At 46.9% G+C, this 17292-nt stretch carries 14 protein-coding genes; 9 read left to right on the top strand and 5 right to left on the bottom strand.

Going from position 1 to position 17292, the window contains the following annotated elements; translation table 11 throughout:
• Nucleotide 1: 1 nt before the first annotated feature.
• Both hydA and BLV33_RS26250 read right to left on the bottom strand, forming a co-directional pair.
• Nucleotides 2-1402 (bottom strand): dihydropyrimidinase, encoded by a 1401-nt coding sequence (hydA, locus tag BLV33_RS26255; RefSeq protein WP_090798442.1) that lies wholly within the window; start codon nt 1400-1402, stop codon nt 2-4.
• 22 nt (nt 1403-1424) lie between these two features.
• Complete coding sequence (locus tag BLV33_RS26250) at nt 1425-2903, bottom strand: NCS1 family nucleobase:cation symporter-1 (protein WP_090798440.1); 1479 nt, start codon at nt 2901-2903, stop codon at nt 1425-1427.
• Between the two features lie 425 nt (nt 2904-3328).
• Here BLV33_RS26250 and BLV33_RS26245 point away from each other — a divergent pair, with 425 nt between their 5' ends.
• From BLV33_RS26245 to BLV33_RS26215, 7 genes are all read left to right on the top strand, one after another.
• Complete coding sequence (locus BLV33_RS26245; RefSeq protein WP_090798438.1) at nt 3329-4954, top strand: response regulator; 1626 nt, start codon at nt 3329-3331, stop codon at nt 4952-4954.
• Nucleotides 4951-6726: a cache domain-containing sensor histidine kinase gene (locus BLV33_RS26240; protein WP_090798436.1), complete on the top strand. Its 1776-nt coding sequence runs from the start codon at nt 4951-4953 to the stop codon at nt 6724-6726. Before BLV33_RS26245 ends, BLV33_RS26240 begins: the two co-directional genes overlap by 4 nt.
• Nucleotides 6727-6740: 14 nt before the next feature.
• Complete coding sequence (locus tag BLV33_RS26235; protein ID WP_171909318.1) at nt 6741-7718, top strand: substrate-binding domain-containing protein; 978 nt, start codon at nt 6741-6743, stop codon at nt 7716-7718.
• A 29-nt stretch (nt 7719-7747) separates the two neighbouring features.
• Nucleotides 7748-9046, top strand: a complete 1299-nt coding sequence (locus BLV33_RS26230) for an extracellular solute-binding protein (RefSeq protein WP_171909317.1) — start codon at nt 7748-7750, stop codon at nt 9044-9046.
• Between the two features lie 136 nt (nt 9047-9182).
• Nucleotides 9183-10556: an ABC transporter substrate-binding protein gene (locus BLV33_RS26225; RefSeq protein ID WP_090798430.1), complete on the top strand. Its 1374-nt coding sequence runs from the start codon at nt 9183-9185 to the stop codon at nt 10554-10556.
• 99 nt (nt 10557-10655) lie between these two features.
• Complete coding sequence (locus BLV33_RS26220; RefSeq protein ID WP_090798428.1) at nt 10656-11558, top strand: carbohydrate ABC transporter permease; 903 nt, start codon at nt 10656-10658, stop codon at nt 11556-11558.
• A gap of 34 nt (nt 11559-11592) precedes the next feature.
• Nucleotides 11593-12438, top strand: coding sequence for a carbohydrate ABC transporter permease (locus tag BLV33_RS26215; RefSeq protein ID WP_090798427.1), 846 nt, complete (start codon nt 11593-11595; stop codon nt 12436-12438).
• A 52-nt stretch (nt 12439-12490) separates the two neighbouring features.
• Here the strand turns inward: BLV33_RS26215 and BLV33_RS26210 are convergent, their stop codons facing one another.
• Nucleotides 12491-13600: an iron-containing alcohol dehydrogenase family protein gene (locus BLV33_RS26210; RefSeq protein WP_171909316.1), complete on the bottom strand. Its 1110-nt coding sequence runs from the start codon at nt 13598-13600 to the stop codon at nt 12491-12493.
• 41 nt (nt 13601-13641) lie between these two features.
• Entirely contained in the window at nt 13642-15261 is a 1620-nt protein-coding gene (locus BLV33_RS26205) for a S53 family peptidase (RefSeq protein ID WP_090798424.1), read from the bottom strand.
• A 152-nt stretch (nt 15262-15413) separates the two neighbouring features.
• Between BLV33_RS26205 and BLV33_RS26200 the strand changes: the two genes are divergently transcribed.
• Nucleotides 15414-15770: a VOC family protein gene (locus tag BLV33_RS26200; RefSeq protein ID WP_090798422.1), complete on the top strand. Its 357-nt coding sequence runs from the start codon at nt 15414-15416 to the stop codon at nt 15768-15770.
• On the top strand, nt 15767-16330 hold the full coding sequence (locus BLV33_RS26195; RefSeq protein ID WP_139305829.1) for a winged helix-turn-helix transcriptional regulator: 564 nt from the start codon (nt 15767-15769) through the stop codon (nt 16328-16330). Before BLV33_RS26200 ends, BLV33_RS26195 begins: the two co-directional genes overlap by 4 nt.
• Before the next feature lie 113 nt (nt 16331-16443).
• Here BLV33_RS26195 and BLV33_RS26190 read toward each other — a convergent pair whose 3' ends face one another.
• Nucleotides 16444-17283: a helix-turn-helix transcriptional regulator gene (locus BLV33_RS26190; protein WP_090798418.1), complete on the bottom strand. Its 840-nt coding sequence runs from the start codon at nt 17281-17283 to the stop codon at nt 16444-16446.
• Nucleotides 17284-17292: the final 9 nt, after the last annotated feature.

The raw sequence follows: 17292 nt of genomic DNA, 5'->3' as shown, positions 1-17292 counted from the left end.
TCTATTCGCCGACCTTCTGGAATGCGGCCCCGAAGGGCTTGGCATGAATAAATTGCCCTTGCGTACGACTTCCGACGTATGTTCCATTCTTCACAATGACTTCGCCTCTGAGTAACACATGTCGTGCTGCTCCTTGCACTTGCCATCCTTCATAAAAATTGTAGTCGCTTCCTTGCAGTTGGCTGGACGCTGTAATGGTTTGCTCAACCTTCGGGTCAAATAATACAAGGTCGGCATCGCTTCCTACGGCGATTGTTCCCTTTCTGGGATACAACCCCATGAATTTGGCAGGATTCGCAGAGATGAGCTCGATGAATCGATTTAACGAAATTTTACCGGCCTTTACCCCGTAGGTATATAACAACGGTATCCAATGTTCTATACCGTTGCCTCCATTAGGAATTTTTGAAAAATCATTGCGGCCCAAATATTTTTGGTTTTTGAAATCAAATGAGCAATGGTCCGTGCCGATTGCCTGCAGCGTGCCATCCGTGATGGCATTCCATAATTGCTCATGCTGAGATTTTTCCCTAAGCGGAGGCGAACAAACATACTTGGCTCCTTCAAAGTCCGGCAGCGCCAAATACGATTCATCCAAAAACAGGTACTGGGGGCAAGTTTCAGCAAACACCGGTTGACCGGATGCACGAGCTCTGCGAATCTCTTCTGCAGGTTCCCCGCTCGATACATGTACGATAAAGATAGGGCTGCCAGCTGCTTTGGCAAGCTTAATTGCCCGGTGTGTCGCTTCCGTTTCGATGTCTATCGGCCGGCTGACGGCATGATAGTACGGTTCCGTTTTACCTTCGGACAGCAGTTGCTGTTGAAGAAGAGATATGATATCTCCATTTTCGGCATGCACCATCACAAGAGCCCCGACTTCTTTTGCTTTTTGGAGCATCCGAAACATCGTACTGTCATCGACCATTAATTCGCCTTTATAGGCCATAAACAGCTTAAACGTAGATACGCCCAGCTTGACGGCCGTTGAGATTTCCTCCATGATATCATTCGTTAAATCAGTAATGGCGACATGCAGATTGTAATCGATCGCTGTATTTCCCTCAGCTCTCGTTTGCCATTTACGGATCGTATCCGTAAGTGAGCTTCCTCTCGCTTGCAGCGCAAAATCGACGATGGTGGTTGTACCGCCTACGGCAGCAGCGACAGTCTCAGATTCCCAAGGCATGCTCTCGGTTCCGTTGAAAGGCATGGACATATGTGTGTGTTCATCAACCGCCCCAGGGAAAACATAGAGACCGGACGCATCAATCACTTCAGCATTGTCTATGTCCGGCATCTTGCCAATGCCGATAATTTCCCCTCCATCTATTAAAAGATCTGCTTGATACGTATCCGAGGAGGTCACTATGATACCATTTTTAATCCATTTTTTTGACATGCTTTTTTTACTCCTCTCATTCTTAGATTTCGCCCGCTTCGGTTAACGAAGGCGCCATAGTTTGCGAGGTTGCAGGTGCCACGGGGCGCATAAGAAGAGCATATGATATGAATCCGACAACTACTCCAAGAAACCATGAATAAGTATACAGTGAATGGAGCGCAGGAATGATTAAACCGATGAAGGACGCGATTAAACCTAGGGCAAATGCCATATAGCCTTGAGGATTCCAGCCATTTTTATAATTGTAAGCTCCTGATCTTGTATAAAAGCTTTTTATATCATACTCACGCTTCCGAACCAGATAAAAATCGGCAATCATTATGCCGGCGACAGGTCCTAATGTTCCACCAATGGTTCCAAATGCGTTAAAAATTGTTCCGGCATTGTCAAACCAGAGCCAAGGTGCGAAGAATACGGCAACCACCATCGAAATGACACTGGCCTTTACAAAATTTAATTTTTTTGGCATCAGATTGATGAGGTCATAGGCAGGAGATACAACATTTGCGGCTACGTTGACTGATAAAGTGGCTACAAGTAAAGAAAATGCGCCTAATATCAATACGATCGGATTGTTGAACTGCTTCAGCAGCTCCACCGGATCCCAGATCGGCTTGCCGAAAGCGATAATCGTACCCGACGTAATAATAATGCTCATGAGGGCAAAAATGATAGCAGTACCGGGCAATCCGATAGCTTGCCCCAATACTTGATCCCGTTGGCTTCGGGCGTAGCGAGTGAAGTCAGGAATATTTAGCACCAATGTTGACCAAATACCGACCAGTCCTGTAACTGACAAAAAGAAGATGCCCCAGAACTCACTGCTTGTAAGCTTTGAGGGTTCGGAGAAAAGCGGCCCTAGTCCTTTGGCTGTATAGATGGCCCAAATCACGAGCGCCAATCCCAAGACAATGACCAGCGGACCTGCCCATAGCTCAAAAAATTTGACCCTTTTCATCCCGTGGGAGACCACATAAACATGCAAGACCCAAAAAAGAGCAAAGGAAATGGCATCATTCAGGTGGAAACCAATGAAGCTGTATGCCTCTAACGAATTCCAGCCGGGGATCAAGAGCCCTAAAACAGCCCCTACCGCCTTGCAGCCGGCGTAGGTTTGCACAGCAAACCAGAAAATGGCTACGAATGCCCGAATTAAAACGGGAATGTGGGCGCCTCTTAAGCCGAAAGCGGCCCTTATCAATACAGGGAATGGCAAACCGTATTTCGCACCAGCAGTGCTGTTCAACCACATGGCCAAAATAAGAACGACGTTGGCTACTACCACGGTTGCCAAAGCTTGCCAAACACTCATTCCCAAACTGAGCAAGCTGCCCGCCGTTTCATATGCGACGATGTTATGAACCATGCCCATCCATACCGTTGTGTAATTTATCCAGTTCCAGTCACGCTTCTCTTTTTTTACGGGAGCCAGGTCCTCATTGTAAAGCGTCTCATCAACTTCAACGGCAACATTGTTCAACTCAACTGAATGGTTCATTGCCATTCCCACCTTTCCAAATTTTTTAATTTTCTGACTTTTGTACCCACATTGAAAAGCAGCATTTACCAAAATTTCGCAGATTCCAATTTTATGTTATTTTATTTAACATATAATTATCATCACTCCTTGAAAAATTGGGTTTTTAATTGTTAAATCCATTATATACACGCAAAAAGCTGGAATTCAACCCAGTAAGCTAAAAATATTTGCAAGTATTCCATGTGTTTAGTAACAATTTATGAAATAATATATAACGTCGCAAGGAATTTTATGAATAATCAATTTGAAAAAGATGGAGATCATCGTATAGACAATTGAAAAAGGCCGTATTAACAGCCTCAACAAATCTATTTTCAACTAGCAAATATCATTGACATTTTATTTATGAGCATTCACTATAAACAACAAGTGAGGTGTACTGGATGTATAAGCTGATTATAGTGGATGACGAGAAAGTCGTCCGTGAAGGGTTAAAGAGAACGATTCAATGGGAGGAACACGGCTTCAAGCTCGTCGGCGATTACAAAAACGGGCGCGAAGCGCTCGATGAGATCGATAAGGTCAAACCGGATCTCATTCTTTCCGACATCTGCATGCCTTTGATGGACGGTCTTGAGCTGTGTGAACAGGTGGCAGCTAATTATCCGTTTATCAAGACGGTTATACTGACAGGCCATGACGATTTTGACTACGCGCAGCGTGCCCTTCGGCTCAAGGTTGAGGACTTCATCCTGAAGCCGTTTACAGCTAGTGATACGCGTCAGATCCTTAATAAAATAAAACAAACGATGGACGAGGAACAGCAGCTCCGCGAGGATTTCAACCTTCTTTACAATCAGTTGAACCAGAGCTTACCGCTACTGCGGGAACGTTTTTTGGAGCGTATGGTCGTAACCGGGATATCGCAAAGAGAAATGACAGAGCGCCTTGCCTATTTCAATCTCCCTCCGCTTGGCCCGCGTTTTCTAACGCTCATCTTCGACATTGACGATTTCGGCGAGCGGGAAATGGAATCCATCGAACCCGACACGGAGCTGCTTCGCTTCGCCGGATTCAATTTGCTCGAGGAGATCGTCGTGAGGGAATCCGGGTTTATATTCCGCACTCGAGAGGAGAGGATGGTTGCGGTCATATCCGGTGATCTGGGCGAGGAAGCGCTGTACGATCAAGTTTTTCGGATTGTCGAGGAGGCTCGTCAATATATTGAGAAGTTTCTTAAATATACAGTTACCGTCGGTATCGGACGCGTGTACGATTCCCCAGGTATGCTACCGCACTCCTATCAGAGCGCCCTATCCGCTCTCGATTACCGGTTTCTTCTCGGTAAAAATCGCGTCATCAGCATTTCCGATGTCGAAGGTCAGGATGCCAATGTGCTGACTTACAGCGCAGACTGGGACCGCCAGCTTGCATCATTGGTCAAGATCGGCTCGAAACAGGAAGCGAAGTTATTGATCGAGCAAATCATAGCCGATCTGAAACGATCCAGTTTGTCTATAGATTCGTGCTATTTGCAGATTTTGAAGGTCGTTGTTTCATTGCTCAATACGATACAAGAGCTGGGTGTCAGTCAAGAACTGTTCGGTACCGACCAGAGAATAGTGCTGACCGATTTATATAAATACAAGACATTGGATGAAATTAAAGTATGGCTTCAGAACATCGTACAGGCGGCCATGACAGCAGTTTCGGAAATTCGGCAGCAAGTAACTAATACATTAATGATTCAGGCAATCGATTATATACATCGGCATTACTGCAACGAGAAGCTGTCTTTACAGGATCTGTGCCGTCATGTTTTGATGAGCAAAAGCTACTTTAGTCTCGTCTTCAAGCAGTACACCGGGGAGACGTTCGTGGAGTTTTTGACAAGAGTTCGTACTGAGCATGCCAAGTCGCTTCTGCAGCACTCGTCACTCAAGTTTTACGAAATCGCCTCCAAGGTTGGATACGCCGACCCGAACTATTTCAGTCTCTTGTTCAAGAAAGTGACGGGGGTAACGCCAAGAGAATACAGAGAGAAACAAACGAAGGAGATCGCAACATGAGAAGCCGTGGACAGCCCTCTTTTCCCCTGTTTCCTCTCAAGAGCATTCAATCGAATATTTCCACTGCCTTCTCCCTTCTTATTCTGCTAGCGATCGCATCAACTAGCCTGATCAGCTATCGATTGTCTGAGGACGCAGTTGTCAGAAATTCAAAAGTGTACGTCGGAGAAGTTATCAATCAGGTGAACGAGAATATTCAATCCTATGTCGATACGATGGAAAATATCTCCATGTTCGCCCTTACGAATAAAGACGTCAAATATTACATTTCCAGGAATACGTTTCTCAGTGAAGAAGAGCTGCGTCCTTACCAGAAGCGTATTTCCGACTTATTTCAGTCGATTCAGTACACTCGCAAGGACATCGCATCCATAATGGTGTTCGGCTATAACGGCAGGTTTGTTTCCGACCGCCGCATCACGAGTCTGAACCCTTACACAAAGCCTGAGGAGCAGTCCTGGTACTTGAAAGCGAAGAGTGAAGGAGGCAAATCCGTCATCTCGAGGCCCCACGTGCAAAATATTATCCAGAATGAATATCGCTGGGTGGTCTCCCTAAGCCGTGAGCTGAAAAGCACCGACGGTATTCGCGGCGAAGGCATTCTGCTTGTCGACTTAAACATGAGCGTCATCAATGAAATTTGCAGCAAAATCAATCTGGGCAAACGCGGCTACGTATTCATCGTAGACCAGAATGGCGACATCGTCTATCACCCGCAGCAGGAGCTCATTTACGGCCACCTGCGCAGCGAACTGATCGACCGTGTGACAAGCGCGGGCAATGGCAGCTTTATCGCGGATGATGAGAACGGGAAACGAATCTATACGATCAACAACACTAATTTCGGCTGGAAAATCGTTGGAGTCGCTTATACGGACGAGCTTATCGCCGATCCCAGCACGATGCAAAATTCGTTCCTGCTTACCGGTATTATTGGACTAGCCGTCACCCTGGTCATCTCCTTCCTGATCGCTCGAAGCCTCTCCCGCCCTATCAAAAAACTGCAGGGCAACATGAAGCATGTGGAGAGCGGCAACTTCGACGTCCTTGCCGAAATCAACCAACGGGACGAAATCGGTCAACTGAGCCGCACGTTCAACCTCATGATCGGACAGATCAAGAAGCTGCTGCAGCAAATTATCGAAACGGAGAAAACGAAGCGCACGACGGAGCTGCGCCTGCTGCAGGCACAAATCAATCCGCACTTCCTTTACAACACGCTCGATTCCATCATTTGGATGGCTGAGCAAAAGCAGCATGAAGAGGTCGTCACGATGACTTCTGCGCTGGCAAAGCTGTTTCGGGCAAGCATCACAAAGGAAAATGAGCTTGTACCGCTACAGGTGGAAATCGATCATATCGATAATTATCTGCTTATTCAAAAAATGAGGTATCAGGAGCAGCTGGATTATCGCATCGAAGTGCCGGAAGAGCTTATGCAGGTGAAGACGCTCAAGCTTTTGCTTCAGCCGTTCGTTGAAAACGCCATCTACCACGGAATTAAGAACAAGCCTGAAATAGGTTTAATTGTCATATCTGCAAGGGAAGAAGGCGACAACCTCGTATTTGAGATAGTCGACAACGGACTCGGGATGACCGCTGAAAAGCTGCAAAGTATCTTGAAGCATCAGGAACGTGAAGCAAGAGGCGGCGTAGGTGTGCTTAATGTCAACGAACGGATTCAGCTTTTCTTCGGTCAGGAATATGGTGTCCATTTCGAAAGCGAGCTGGAAGTAGGCACACGCGTCACCATTGTCGTTCCAAAAAGATGAAAGAAGTGACACTGATGAATAAGAAACTGTTATGGACGGCTGCGCTGATTGCTGTCCTTGCGACCGCTCTGTTGGCATACTCTGCGTACCGTAACTTCCATAACCAATCAAGCAAGGAGAAAACTGTTATTGTGATGTTAAAGTCAAGCGACATTCACTCTGACTTCTGGCAAACGGTAAGCGCAGGGGCCAAAGCGGCAGCGAAACAGAGCGAGCTCAAGCTGGATTTGCGCGGTCCTTCATCCGAAACGGACACGAGCAAGCAAATTCAGCTGCTGGAGATCGCGATTTCTGAAAAGCCGCAAGCCATTGTGCTCGCGCCTACGGATGCTGTTCGCCTTGCCCCAGTGATGCAAAAGATACGAAAAGCAGGAATTAGGCTTGTGTTGGCAGACAGCCACATGGACGGCGGTACACAGCCTCTAATCTCGCTCGACCAAGCTGATGCGGGCTTTCAAGCGGGCCATACGCTCAGTGATATGCTCAGCGGCCAACCCAAATTTGCCATTATCGGCGACAAGCAAGAAAGCGGAGTATCTGCCCAAAGAGAGGCAGGGGTTCTCAAGGTGCTTTCATCGGACACCAGCATGAATTACGGCACTTTTTACTCAAGCGGCTCTGAAGAGACGGCTTATAAGCTTGCCATGTCGCTTCTAATTGCCCATACGGATTTGAACGGCTTCATCGCCCTCAGTGAATCAGCCACACTAGGAGCAGCCAAAGCCATAAAGGAATTGAATAAACCCGACCGCATCAAACTGGTCGGCTTCGAGAACTCCATATATGAAATTCAGCTGCTGGAAGAAGGAATCTTGAGCGCTACCATCGTGCAGAAGCCTTTCCACCTGGGGTATCTGGCGGTCCAAGCCGCGATAAAGCTAATCAATGGCCAAAAAACCGGCGGACAGATCAGTCTCAAATCCACAGTCATTACGAAGCAAAATATGAGCTCACCGGAAAATCAAAAGCTATTATTTCCACTGCTGGAATAGCGAAAAACCCATAGAAAAGGATGAACAGGATGAATATTTCATTGAGGTTTACTTCCAATACCGGACATGGCGCCCGTTGGACGAAGACTCTAACCGTCGTGATATTAACCTGTGCGATGTGTACGGCCTGCAGTCAAACGGGCATGCCGGAACAAGCTCAGACGCCGAGCAAGAAGGCATTGATTAAGTTCGTCGCTTCTGAATACAGTACGGCAACAAAACCGATGCTCGAAAACTTGATCAGACAATTCGAGGCCAATAATCCGCTTATCCACGTCGAGCTGCAGGTTGCAAACTGGGACATTCTCGATGGCGTCTACACGGCTATGATCAGTAAAAATCAACCGCCCGACCTGCTGAATACAAATATATATGCCCATTTTGCCAAAGACGGACTGCTGCTCGATTTCAATACGGTTCTTTCGGATCAGCTGAAAAGCAAATTTTACGCGAATTTTATGCATATGGATCAATTGGAGGGCCGACAGTTCGCTATCCCTTATTTCTCCTCTATTCGGAACTTATATTACAACAAAGATCTGTTCAATAACGCCGGCTTGACGAAGCCTCCCAAAACTTGGTCCGAGCTTGAAGCAGCAGCCTCTGTAATCAAGCTCAGCAGCAAGGCGCACGGATTCGGCGTCGATCTATCCGATAATGAAATACAAGCCTACTTGTCCTACTTTTTCTTCGGCTCAGGCGGAGGCTGGATCAAGAATGGCAAGTGGGTGATCAACTCTCCTGAGAATGTGCAAGGGCTTACTTACCTGAAGGATTTGTTCGATCGGGGATTGACGGATCCGGAGCCGACCGTGACGACACGCGACGAGAAACAACGCATCCTTGGTGACGGCAAGCTCGGAATGATGATTTCTGGCAATTACTTCACATCCGTCGTACCGAAGGAATTTCCAGGGCTCAAATGGGGCGTAGGACCGATTCCGGTGAAGGACGGTCAGCCTCCGATATCGTTCGGCGTTCAGGACGTGCTCGTTGCGTTCAAGACGGATCATACGGATAAAGAAGCGATAGCCCGATTTCTCGATTTCTTGTACGATGACGCGAATTACGAGCAGATGACGCTTCGTGAAGGATTTCTGCCCGTTACGAAACCGGTCGGAGACAAGCTCTCGTCTGACTCGGTAATCAAAGACAATCTGGATAACCTGCGCAATGCCAAGTTTTACCCGATTGATAATCCGGTGTGGAGCGCGGTGATGGATGCTTCCCGTACGATGGGACAAGCCGTGCTGTACGACCATTTGTCGCCAAAGGCAGCCCTTGACCAATTGCAGCAATTTGCCGAAACGAGAAGCAGTCAGAAATGAATTGGAGATAAATCAAGAATTATTGGAAGAATTTCTATGTAGACTAAAGCCATTTCCCCCTAATATGTAGATGAGCCTCGGGGTAGACAATCGTCCCTGGGCCGTTAACCAAAAACTATTTAGGAGGGGTAAGGAAATGAAACTATTCACCAAACGAATCGCGACCGTGGGTATGGCCTCCTCGCTCGTTCTCACGCTTGCCGCCTGTGCCGGCGGAACTGCGACGACGAACACATCCACTAGCAGCCCGACGAAACAAGCGAGTGCAACGCCTTCGAGCTCCAGCACAGCGACAGCATCGACCTCTGCCAAAAAACTGACTGGAGACTTCGAAATCCAGTACTTCGTCGGCGGATACGGAGACAAGTGGTGGAAGAAGGTTATCGCCGATTTCCAGACGGCAAACCCTGATTTGAAAGTGAAAGAATCCGCAGGTCCCAAAATTAACGACCAAAACAAACCCCGCTGGATCGGCGGAAACCCGCCTGACTTCGTCTACATCGACGGTCCGAACCTGAACGACCGCCAGATGGTGACAGACGGCCAGCTCGAGGATCTGACCGCTTGGTTGAAAGACGCCAAAAATATCGACGGGGACAAAATTACAGACCTCCTGGCACAACAGCCTCCGCTGTATGACGGTAAAATCTACAACATTCCTCTCGTCCTGAATTCATGGGGCATGTTTTATGACAAAGCGTTCCTGAAGGAAAAGAATGTGGAGCCTCCCAAAGATTTCCCTTCCTTCCTTGACGCCAGCGATAAACTGAAAACTGCCGGTATTACTCCATTCATTCATACCGGAAAATATCCGTATTACATCAACGGTGCTTTCCTATTTCCTGCAATCGTTTCGGCAAACAACAACGACTTCAAAATTTTACAGGATATGGCCGATTCGAAGCTGGAAGCGTTCCAAAACCCTGCCGTTCTTGCTGGGTTAAATAAAATCGTGCAGCTTCGTGACAAAGGTTTCATCGACAAAGCATCCATCCAAATCAATCATACGGATTCGCAAATGCTGTTCCTGCAGCACAAAGACGCCTTTATTCCGAACGGTCTTTGGCTGCCTAACGAAATGTCGAAGGATGTACCTGCTTCGTTCGAATTCGGCTTCATTCCGTCCGTTACGCAAGATAAGGGCGGCAAGGTCGTGGCCAATACGTCGACATCGACCGTCGCAATTGCGAAGAATGGCAAGAATAAAGATGCCGCGAAAGCGTTCCTGCAATTCATTTTCTCTAAATCGCAAGCTTCCCAATGGGCCGAGCTGAGCGGAGCTCCATCCAATATCAAGGGAGATATCAGCTCCTCCAAGGCGCCTAGCTTCGTTAAAGAAGCAGCCTCATACTTGACGAATTCGAGCACGGTCGTAATTCCGAATATTACGCTCAATGCCGACGTAGATAAAGCGATGCAAGATGCCACGGATGCGCTGACGATCAGCACGATTACTCCGGAAGAGTGGGTAAAACGGGTTGTCGAAGTGGTGAAAAAGGTTCAAAAGTAAAAAAAGGTTCAAAAGTAATGTGATGTGAAGCGCAGAGGAAATTTAAAGCCATTTTTTAAATTTCCTCTGTGATTTTACGAAGAAGGACGGTGAGAAGGAATGGGCTTTGGTACGGCCAGATGGAATCGCAATGTGTTTATCGCAGCGTTTATCATCCCTACATTCGCATTCTTTTGCTTGTTTACGGTATATCCTGTCATACTGGCGTTGTATAATTCCTTGTTTAATTGGTCCGGCATGTCGCAGCACAAGAAATTTATCGGGCTGGACAACTTCAAACAGCTGTTTCATGATCCGATCATCTATCAAGCTATAGGCAACGATTATTTTCTCGTCATCGGCAAGATTATCGGGATTATGCTGCTTGCCACATTTTTTGCGGTAGCGCTAACTAGATTTCGCTTCAAAGCGGCAGGCTTTTTTCGTTCCATTTTCTTTATTCCGAACGTCATTTCCATTGTCGTCATAGGAGTTTTATGGGCATTTATTTACAATCCGCAGATCGGCTTTCTCAACGCTTTTTTGTCACTTTTTACGAATAGTCATGTCGACATCACGTGGCTGGGCTTCCCTAAGCATACGATCTGGATGCTTCTGCCTCCGGCGATTTGGGCAGGTATCGGTTTCTATATGATTTTATTAATCGCCGCCATACAAAACATTCCTGAGTCCTACTATGAGGCCGCGAGTATGGAAGGCGCGAATCAATGGTTGCAATTTCGCAGCATTACGGTTCCGCTCGTGAGGGAGCAGCTGAAAGTATCGATCCTGAACATTATGATGACCACTCTGAACGGTTCCTTCATAATCGTATGGATCATGACTGAAGGCGGTCCAGACAACTCCACACAGGTTATGGGTTCGTATTTGTACCAAATGGCTTTCCGCCAATACCACTTCGGTTATGGTGCCGCTATCGGAGTGCTCATTCTCATACTGTCGCTCATCACGACGGGAATCCTGCAGTGGCTGCTCCGGCATGAAACCATCGAGGTCAGCTAGGAATAGAGAGAGTATTACATGGAGGAGGGGTCCTATGAAGTTCGGCATTCGCAATCCCATCTTAAAGGGAATTTATTATTTGATACTGCTCATATGGAGCGTTTCTGTCCTTTACCCGCTGCTTTGGACGCTGCTGGACGCTCTTAAGAATAACAGTCAATTTTTCAGCAAAATGCCGTGGGCACTGCCGCAGTTCCCGCTGCTTTGGTCAAACTTCTCGTATGTATGGAATAAATTTCATTTCAGCAGCTATTTCGCTAACTCTCTTATCATCACAACAGGCGGTACGGTACTCGGTCTCGTTATGTCTGCGATGACCGCTTATGTGCTCGCGCGCTACCAGTTTAGGGGCAATAAAACATTATACCTGCTCTATATCGCCTCCATGATGGTGCCTTTTAATCTGGCTCTCATTCCCTTGTTCTTCCTTATGAACAGCTTGCACCTGGTCAATACGGCATTGGGCCTTGTCTTGGTTTATGCGTCTAGTGTGCTTGCATTCGGTATATTCGTGCTAATCGGCTTCTTCAAATCCCTGCCCAAAGAGCTGGAGGAAGCGGCCGTCATGGACGGCGCCTCGCACTTCGGCACGTTCTTCCGAGTGATGCTTCCGTTATCCCAACCCGGTCTTGTCACCATAGCGATCATTAACGTCTTGAACATCTGGAACGAGTACATCATTGGTATTACGTTGACGACCGACCCTGGACATTACACGCTTCCTGTAGGCATCGCCGTTCTGCAGACCGAGATGCAGTACAGAACCGAATGGGGTCCACTGTTCGCAGCTCTCCTGTTCACGATCGTCCCGGTACTCATCGTGTACATCGTATTCCAACGTCAAATCGCTAGCGGCATGACAGCCGGAGCTGTGAAATAATTCCAAAAATTAACAAGCCGACACCGGTCTTAGACCGTGTCGGCTTTACTCATCATAAAACAAAAGCGCTATTTTTCTTGACGTTTTCTCCCAAACGGTGTGCTTCATGAATAGCTTCATACACCTTCTCTTCAAGAATCGGGAAAGGCAGCATATGAATCATTTCCTCTGGAGCGCACGCTTTCTTAGCAGCTATACGCAATTCTTCTTCGCGAATCTCCATCATTCCTAGATCAAACAAGCTAATAGGTAATCCAATTTTTCGATAAAAATGGATCATATCCAAAATTTCCTGCATTTGTTTTCCTTCCATCTGGAACTGGCACAATAGTCCGAAGGCAACCAACTCTCCATGATAGGCCCCTTTCATATCCGGGATAATCGTCATGCCGTAATGAACGGAATGTGCGCCGGATGAGCTGCAGGTGTGCCTGCCAAATCCCCCGACAAATCCTGCCACAAGAATAATGGCATCGATCACAAAACGTAAGGATTCGCCAGTTTCCCCTTTTTCACAATCGCGTATCGCTTGCTCGCTGTGCTCTATCAATAAATCTCGAGCTAATTCTGCCATTTTGAGTCCTGCCATCGTTTTTGCATTCTGAACCTTGCCGGTGTTGATGGGAATTGCCTCGTACCATTTTACGATTGTGTCTCCAATGCCAGCAGTCAAATAACGTACCGGTGCATCCCGAATAATATCCGGATCGACCAAAGCAAGCACGGGGCAGCGGTCATATTCATCCACTCGCATAAATACATGTTCAGGAGTGTAAACAACCGATAGCGCGCTTGATGCTGCGCAAGTAGACGCCAAAGTCGATACAGTAACAATAGGTATGTTCAAGCGATTTGCAACGAACTTGGCTGTATCGAGACATTGACCTCCGCCTATGCCAACGACAATATCAATTAAATTATCGACTTTGGAGAGCAGCCGATCGAATTCATCATCCGAGCAATGGCCGGAGAAGAATTCCAATTGATAATCAAACCCGGCTTTTTTCATGCTTTCCTCAATCTGGGGCCCCGCTTTTGACCAAGCAGTGCGACCTGCGATGATAAGCGGCTTAGTTCCGAACTTGCGGACCCATTCACCAGTTTCCTGCAGAATCCCCGGCTCCTGAATATAATTGGTTGGATATGCCTTTGCTCTAAACATATTGAAATGCCTCCAAATCTCCATTTTGAGAATTATTTCATTTAATGGGTGCTTAAATTTTTACTTAGAGCATTCAACAAATTTGTTCCATTCGGGCTTCCTAAGCCGGTACACGCATCCCAACCCGGTTGTGCCGCAAAAAGTCCTGTTTCTCGATTGGTGTCATTGTTTCCGGAGATAATGTCATGAAAAGCACTATCATGATTAGCCAGGCTATAGAGAATGGGGTTCACAAAGCCAACAGGATGTCCCAGCTTTTCGTTAAGAATCGCAAGGAGTCCCGCCCATAGAGGCGCCACAGCGCTTGTACCCCCAACTATAAATTTTTGACCGTCAGCCAATACTTCATAGCCGGTTACCGGATCGGCATTTCCCGCAACATCCGGCACACCGCGACCCCTTCGACCTCCCGGGTTTGGCGAAGAAGGGACATGAGCATCTGCCTGCCAGCTTGGAAGATCGAACACATCGCTTATTCCCCCGCCTGTTCCACTATCTTTCCCTTCATTCCATACAACTTCCTTCGTGATTGACTGTCCCGAGCCTTCCAAACGAGTACCGCCGCATCCGAGGACATAAGGACTTGAAGCAGGAAAATCGACATGCAATAAATGATCGTTTATTCCGTCAGACGAACCTCTATCCCCCGAAGCACAGCAGATTGTCACACCCAGAGCAGCGGCGTCTTGAAACACTCGGTTCATGGCCTGCATGGCTTGAGGCGTCCACTGGCTTTCCGAATTTCCCCAGCTGATAGAGATAACCGAGGGCTTATTCGTCGAGTCATGGATCGCTTTGGAAATGGCATTCAAAAATCCGGAATCGGTATTTGGCGCAAAATAAACCGCAATCTGCACATTTGGCGCGACAGAAGCAGCCACCTCAATGTCCAGCACGACTTCGCCATCGGGGCCGTTTGGATCACCTGTGGGCGCGTTTTGTACTCCATCGATAGATATATCGGTAATTTTAGGAATAGAGAGCTTCAAGGAGGAGAAGTAACTCATAAGATCATCGGAACGATAACCGCCGCCTAACTCGATGATTCCGATACATTGACGACTGCAATCTATCACTGTGGGAAAATGATAGAGCTGGGCTACTTGTGGAGGTGTATATGAGACTCTAAGCGCGTTAGATCTCACAAAGCCTTCCGATTCCTTCAAAATACGAAAATGGGGCAGCGTTTGGGGTCGATTGTCAAGTCCTAAAACGGCCTCGACGATCCCGACAAGGCTATCAGGTATGTGTACATGGCCAGTCCGTCCACGATAAGTAAAATTCGGGTGCTCATAATGAGAGAGCTCAACCCTAAACGCCTTGCTGAACGCTTCTGTTGTGCCAATCAGCACTACCGTTCCGGCCGCCTCATTGATTTCTTTCACGGTTAATCCGTATTGATGGGCAAACTCCTTCAATTTTTTAAGGTCTTCCGGATCGATTTCATGTTCGACTTTGAATGCTTCCCGGCTCATGTAACTTCTTTGATTTATTGCGTGGGCGTTTATATTTTGCAGGTCTGGGGTGACAGAGGGACGACGAACAAGCACGGTTACCAAAATTTGTTCATTGGGATCAACATCGCGCACTTTACGGGCGTTAGGCAGAGCGGTTCGCTCACTGCCGGGGATCTTAACGAATTTATCAGGCTCCTTGTTCAATTGAAATCCTCCTTATCCTCTATTTGAGATTAAGTTATTGTATAAACTTAACACAACTTGGCTCATGAGACATGGTAAATAAGTCGTGTTTAAAATTTGACTATCGATAATATACTATGTATAATATCGATAACAAGAGGAGGTGCTTATATATGTATAATTCAGGACTCACGGTTTGGTATAACGTCCATGATTTGGAGCTTACTTTGGAATTTTATACTGAGAAGCTTGGTTTTAAAGTTCTTAATCACGATGCTGGAAAAGGACAGGCGAGGCTAGCCACCAACACCAAAGATTGCTTTATCGGCTTTTCCGAAGCGCAAGAGCTTATCCCCTCCACAACGTCGACGACCTTTGAAGTTGAAAACATTGAGCAAGCGATGCAAACCCTTCAGCAAAAAGGTGTCTTGTTTAACGGCGGAATAAGAACAATTCCAGGACTTGTCAAATTGGCGGCGTTCAAGGATCCCGATGGGCATGACCTGATGCTGTCGGAAAAATTGATTTGAGTAAGAGAGAGAATGTACTTCGGATTTCTCAAGAACTTTCGGGGCAATGGATCATACCTGTATTGCTTACGCTTGAAGATTGCGGGGGGCGATTCACACCATTGCAACGGCATTTGGAAACGACACCAGCTCGTTTGAGTGACAATTTAAAGAGGATGATCGAAGGCGGCTTGATCAAACATTTATCCCCTTTTGAACGCCACCATCCTTTGTTCCCGGAATATGTGTTAACAGAAAAGGGAAGATTGTACAGGGAGGCTGGCGAAACGATCCAACAGGCCGAAGCCGATATGGGTTACGGTCGGTTATCAGCCAAAGCATGGAACATCCCGGTTCTCCTTGCTCTTGATTTTGGGTATGAGCGGTTTCAGGAAATTCGTCTTGTCCTGCAGCAAGTAACGCCACGTATGCTTTCAATTCGTCTGGATGAACTGAATAGCGATGGGTTAATCATCAAACTCATCTCGGAGCAGCCTAGGCTCTCGTTTTTGTATCGGCTCGCTGAGCATATCAAAAAGCCAGTTCATCATTTATCTGTCGATTTGTCTTCACTGTTATAAGATCAATTTCCAGTGGATGCGTCACCGCTCCGCTCCTGCATTACAAAAACGGCTCTAATGCTAATGGTGCGCACAGAGCCGTTTTTTATCATTGCTGGTTATTTGGAGTGCAATTATTTGCGTTCAATTAACTGTTTTAATTTGTATTCTGTTGAGGAATCCGGAACCGGAGTATAAATACTGCAGCGCAAATCGGTACTGCCCTGAACCTGCAAGGAGGTTAAATGAAACAGCATCTTGCCCGCCTTGGAATGTCGAAATTCAATCAAGACCTCTGGAGCTGATTGGACGTCGCTTTGCTGCCATAGAATATTGAAATCAGGGTGAACTGCCTTCATCTCGTCAAGAAACCTTTCATACCATTCATCCTCGACATATTGTCCGTAATACGCACGAAAAATGGCAAGAAACCCTTTGGTAAAGTGTTCCCAATTAACGGCCAATCGTTGAAGCTCTTTCCTTGTAAACAAAAGACGAATCATATTCCGCTGTTCGGACGGGATTTGTTCAAAATCCAGAAAGACGTGGGATGCAGCTTCATTCCAGCCAACGATATAATATCGTCGATCCGTTATGATGGTGGGGCAAAATCGCAGTTCATGCAAAATTCTTTTTAAGGAAGGGCTTATTTCAGGTAATTGTTCCTTCAGCAAAGTTGCTCCAGAACCTGACTCCTGTGCCAAGGCATAAAGATATTTACGTTCATCGATTGTCAGCTGCAATGCAGTTGCAATACAATCCAAGACCGAAGTTGACACTCTGATGTCTCGCCCCTGCTCGAGCCAGGTATACCATGTGGGGCTGACTCCTGCCAATTGGGCGACTTCTTCTCTTCGCAGGCCTGGTGTTCTTCTGCGATTACCCGAAGTAAATCCGACTGAATCAGGAAGAATCTTGGCTCGTTGAGCCTTTAAAAAAGCGGATAATGCTTGAAGTCTAGTTTGATGGTTCATTATTCACCT

Origin of the sequence: Paenibacillus sp. GP183 (assembly GCF_900104695.1) — a bacterium.
GTDB lineage: Bacteria > Bacillota > Bacilli > Paenibacillales > NBRC-103111 > Paenibacillus_AI.
This window is presented reverse-complemented; position numbering and strand designations above follow the sequence as displayed.

Coding starts and splice junctions, on each gene's coding strand:
- hydA (WP_090798442.1), bottom strand. CDS start 1,402: ATGTCAAAAAAATGGATTAAAAATGGTATCATAGTGACCTCCTCGGAT.
- BLV33_RS26250 (WP_090798440.1), bottom strand. CDS start 2,903: ATGAACCATTCAGTTGAGTTGAACAATGTTGCCGTTGAAGTTGATGAG.
- BLV33_RS26245 (WP_090798438.1), top strand. CDS start 3,329: ATGTATAAGCTGATTATAGTGGATGACGAGAAAGTCGTCCGTGAAGGG.
- BLV33_RS26240 (WP_090798436.1), top strand. CDS start 4,951: ATGAGAAGCCGTGGACAGCCCTCTTTTCCCCTGTTTCCTCTCAAGAGC.
- BLV33_RS26235 (WP_171909318.1), top strand. CDS start 6,741: ATGAATAAGAAACTGTTATGGACGGCTGCGCTGATTGCTGTCCTTGCG.
- BLV33_RS26230 (WP_171909317.1), top strand. CDS start 7,748: ATGAATATTTCATTGAGGTTTACTTCCAATACCGGACATGGCGCCCGT.
- BLV33_RS26225 (WP_090798430.1), top strand. CDS start 9,183: ATGAAACTATTCACCAAACGAATCGCGACCGTGGGTATGGCCTCCTCG.
- BLV33_RS26220 (WP_090798428.1), top strand. CDS start 10,656: ATGGGCTTTGGTACGGCCAGATGGAATCGCAATGTGTTTATCGCAGCG.
- BLV33_RS26215 (WP_090798427.1), top strand. CDS start 11,593: ATGAAGTTCGGCATTCGCAATCCCATCTTAAAGGGAATTTATTATTTG.
- BLV33_RS26210 (WP_171909316.1), bottom strand. CDS start 13,600: ATGTTTAGAGCAAAGGCATATCCAACCAATTATATTCAGGAGCCGGGG.
- BLV33_RS26200 (WP_090798422.1), top strand. CDS start 15,414: ATGTATAATTCAGGACTCACGGTTTGGTATAACGTCCATGATTTGGAG.
- BLV33_RS26190 (WP_090798418.1), bottom strand. CDS start 17,283: ATGAACCATCAAACTAGACTTCAAGCATTATCCGCTTTTTTAAAGGCT.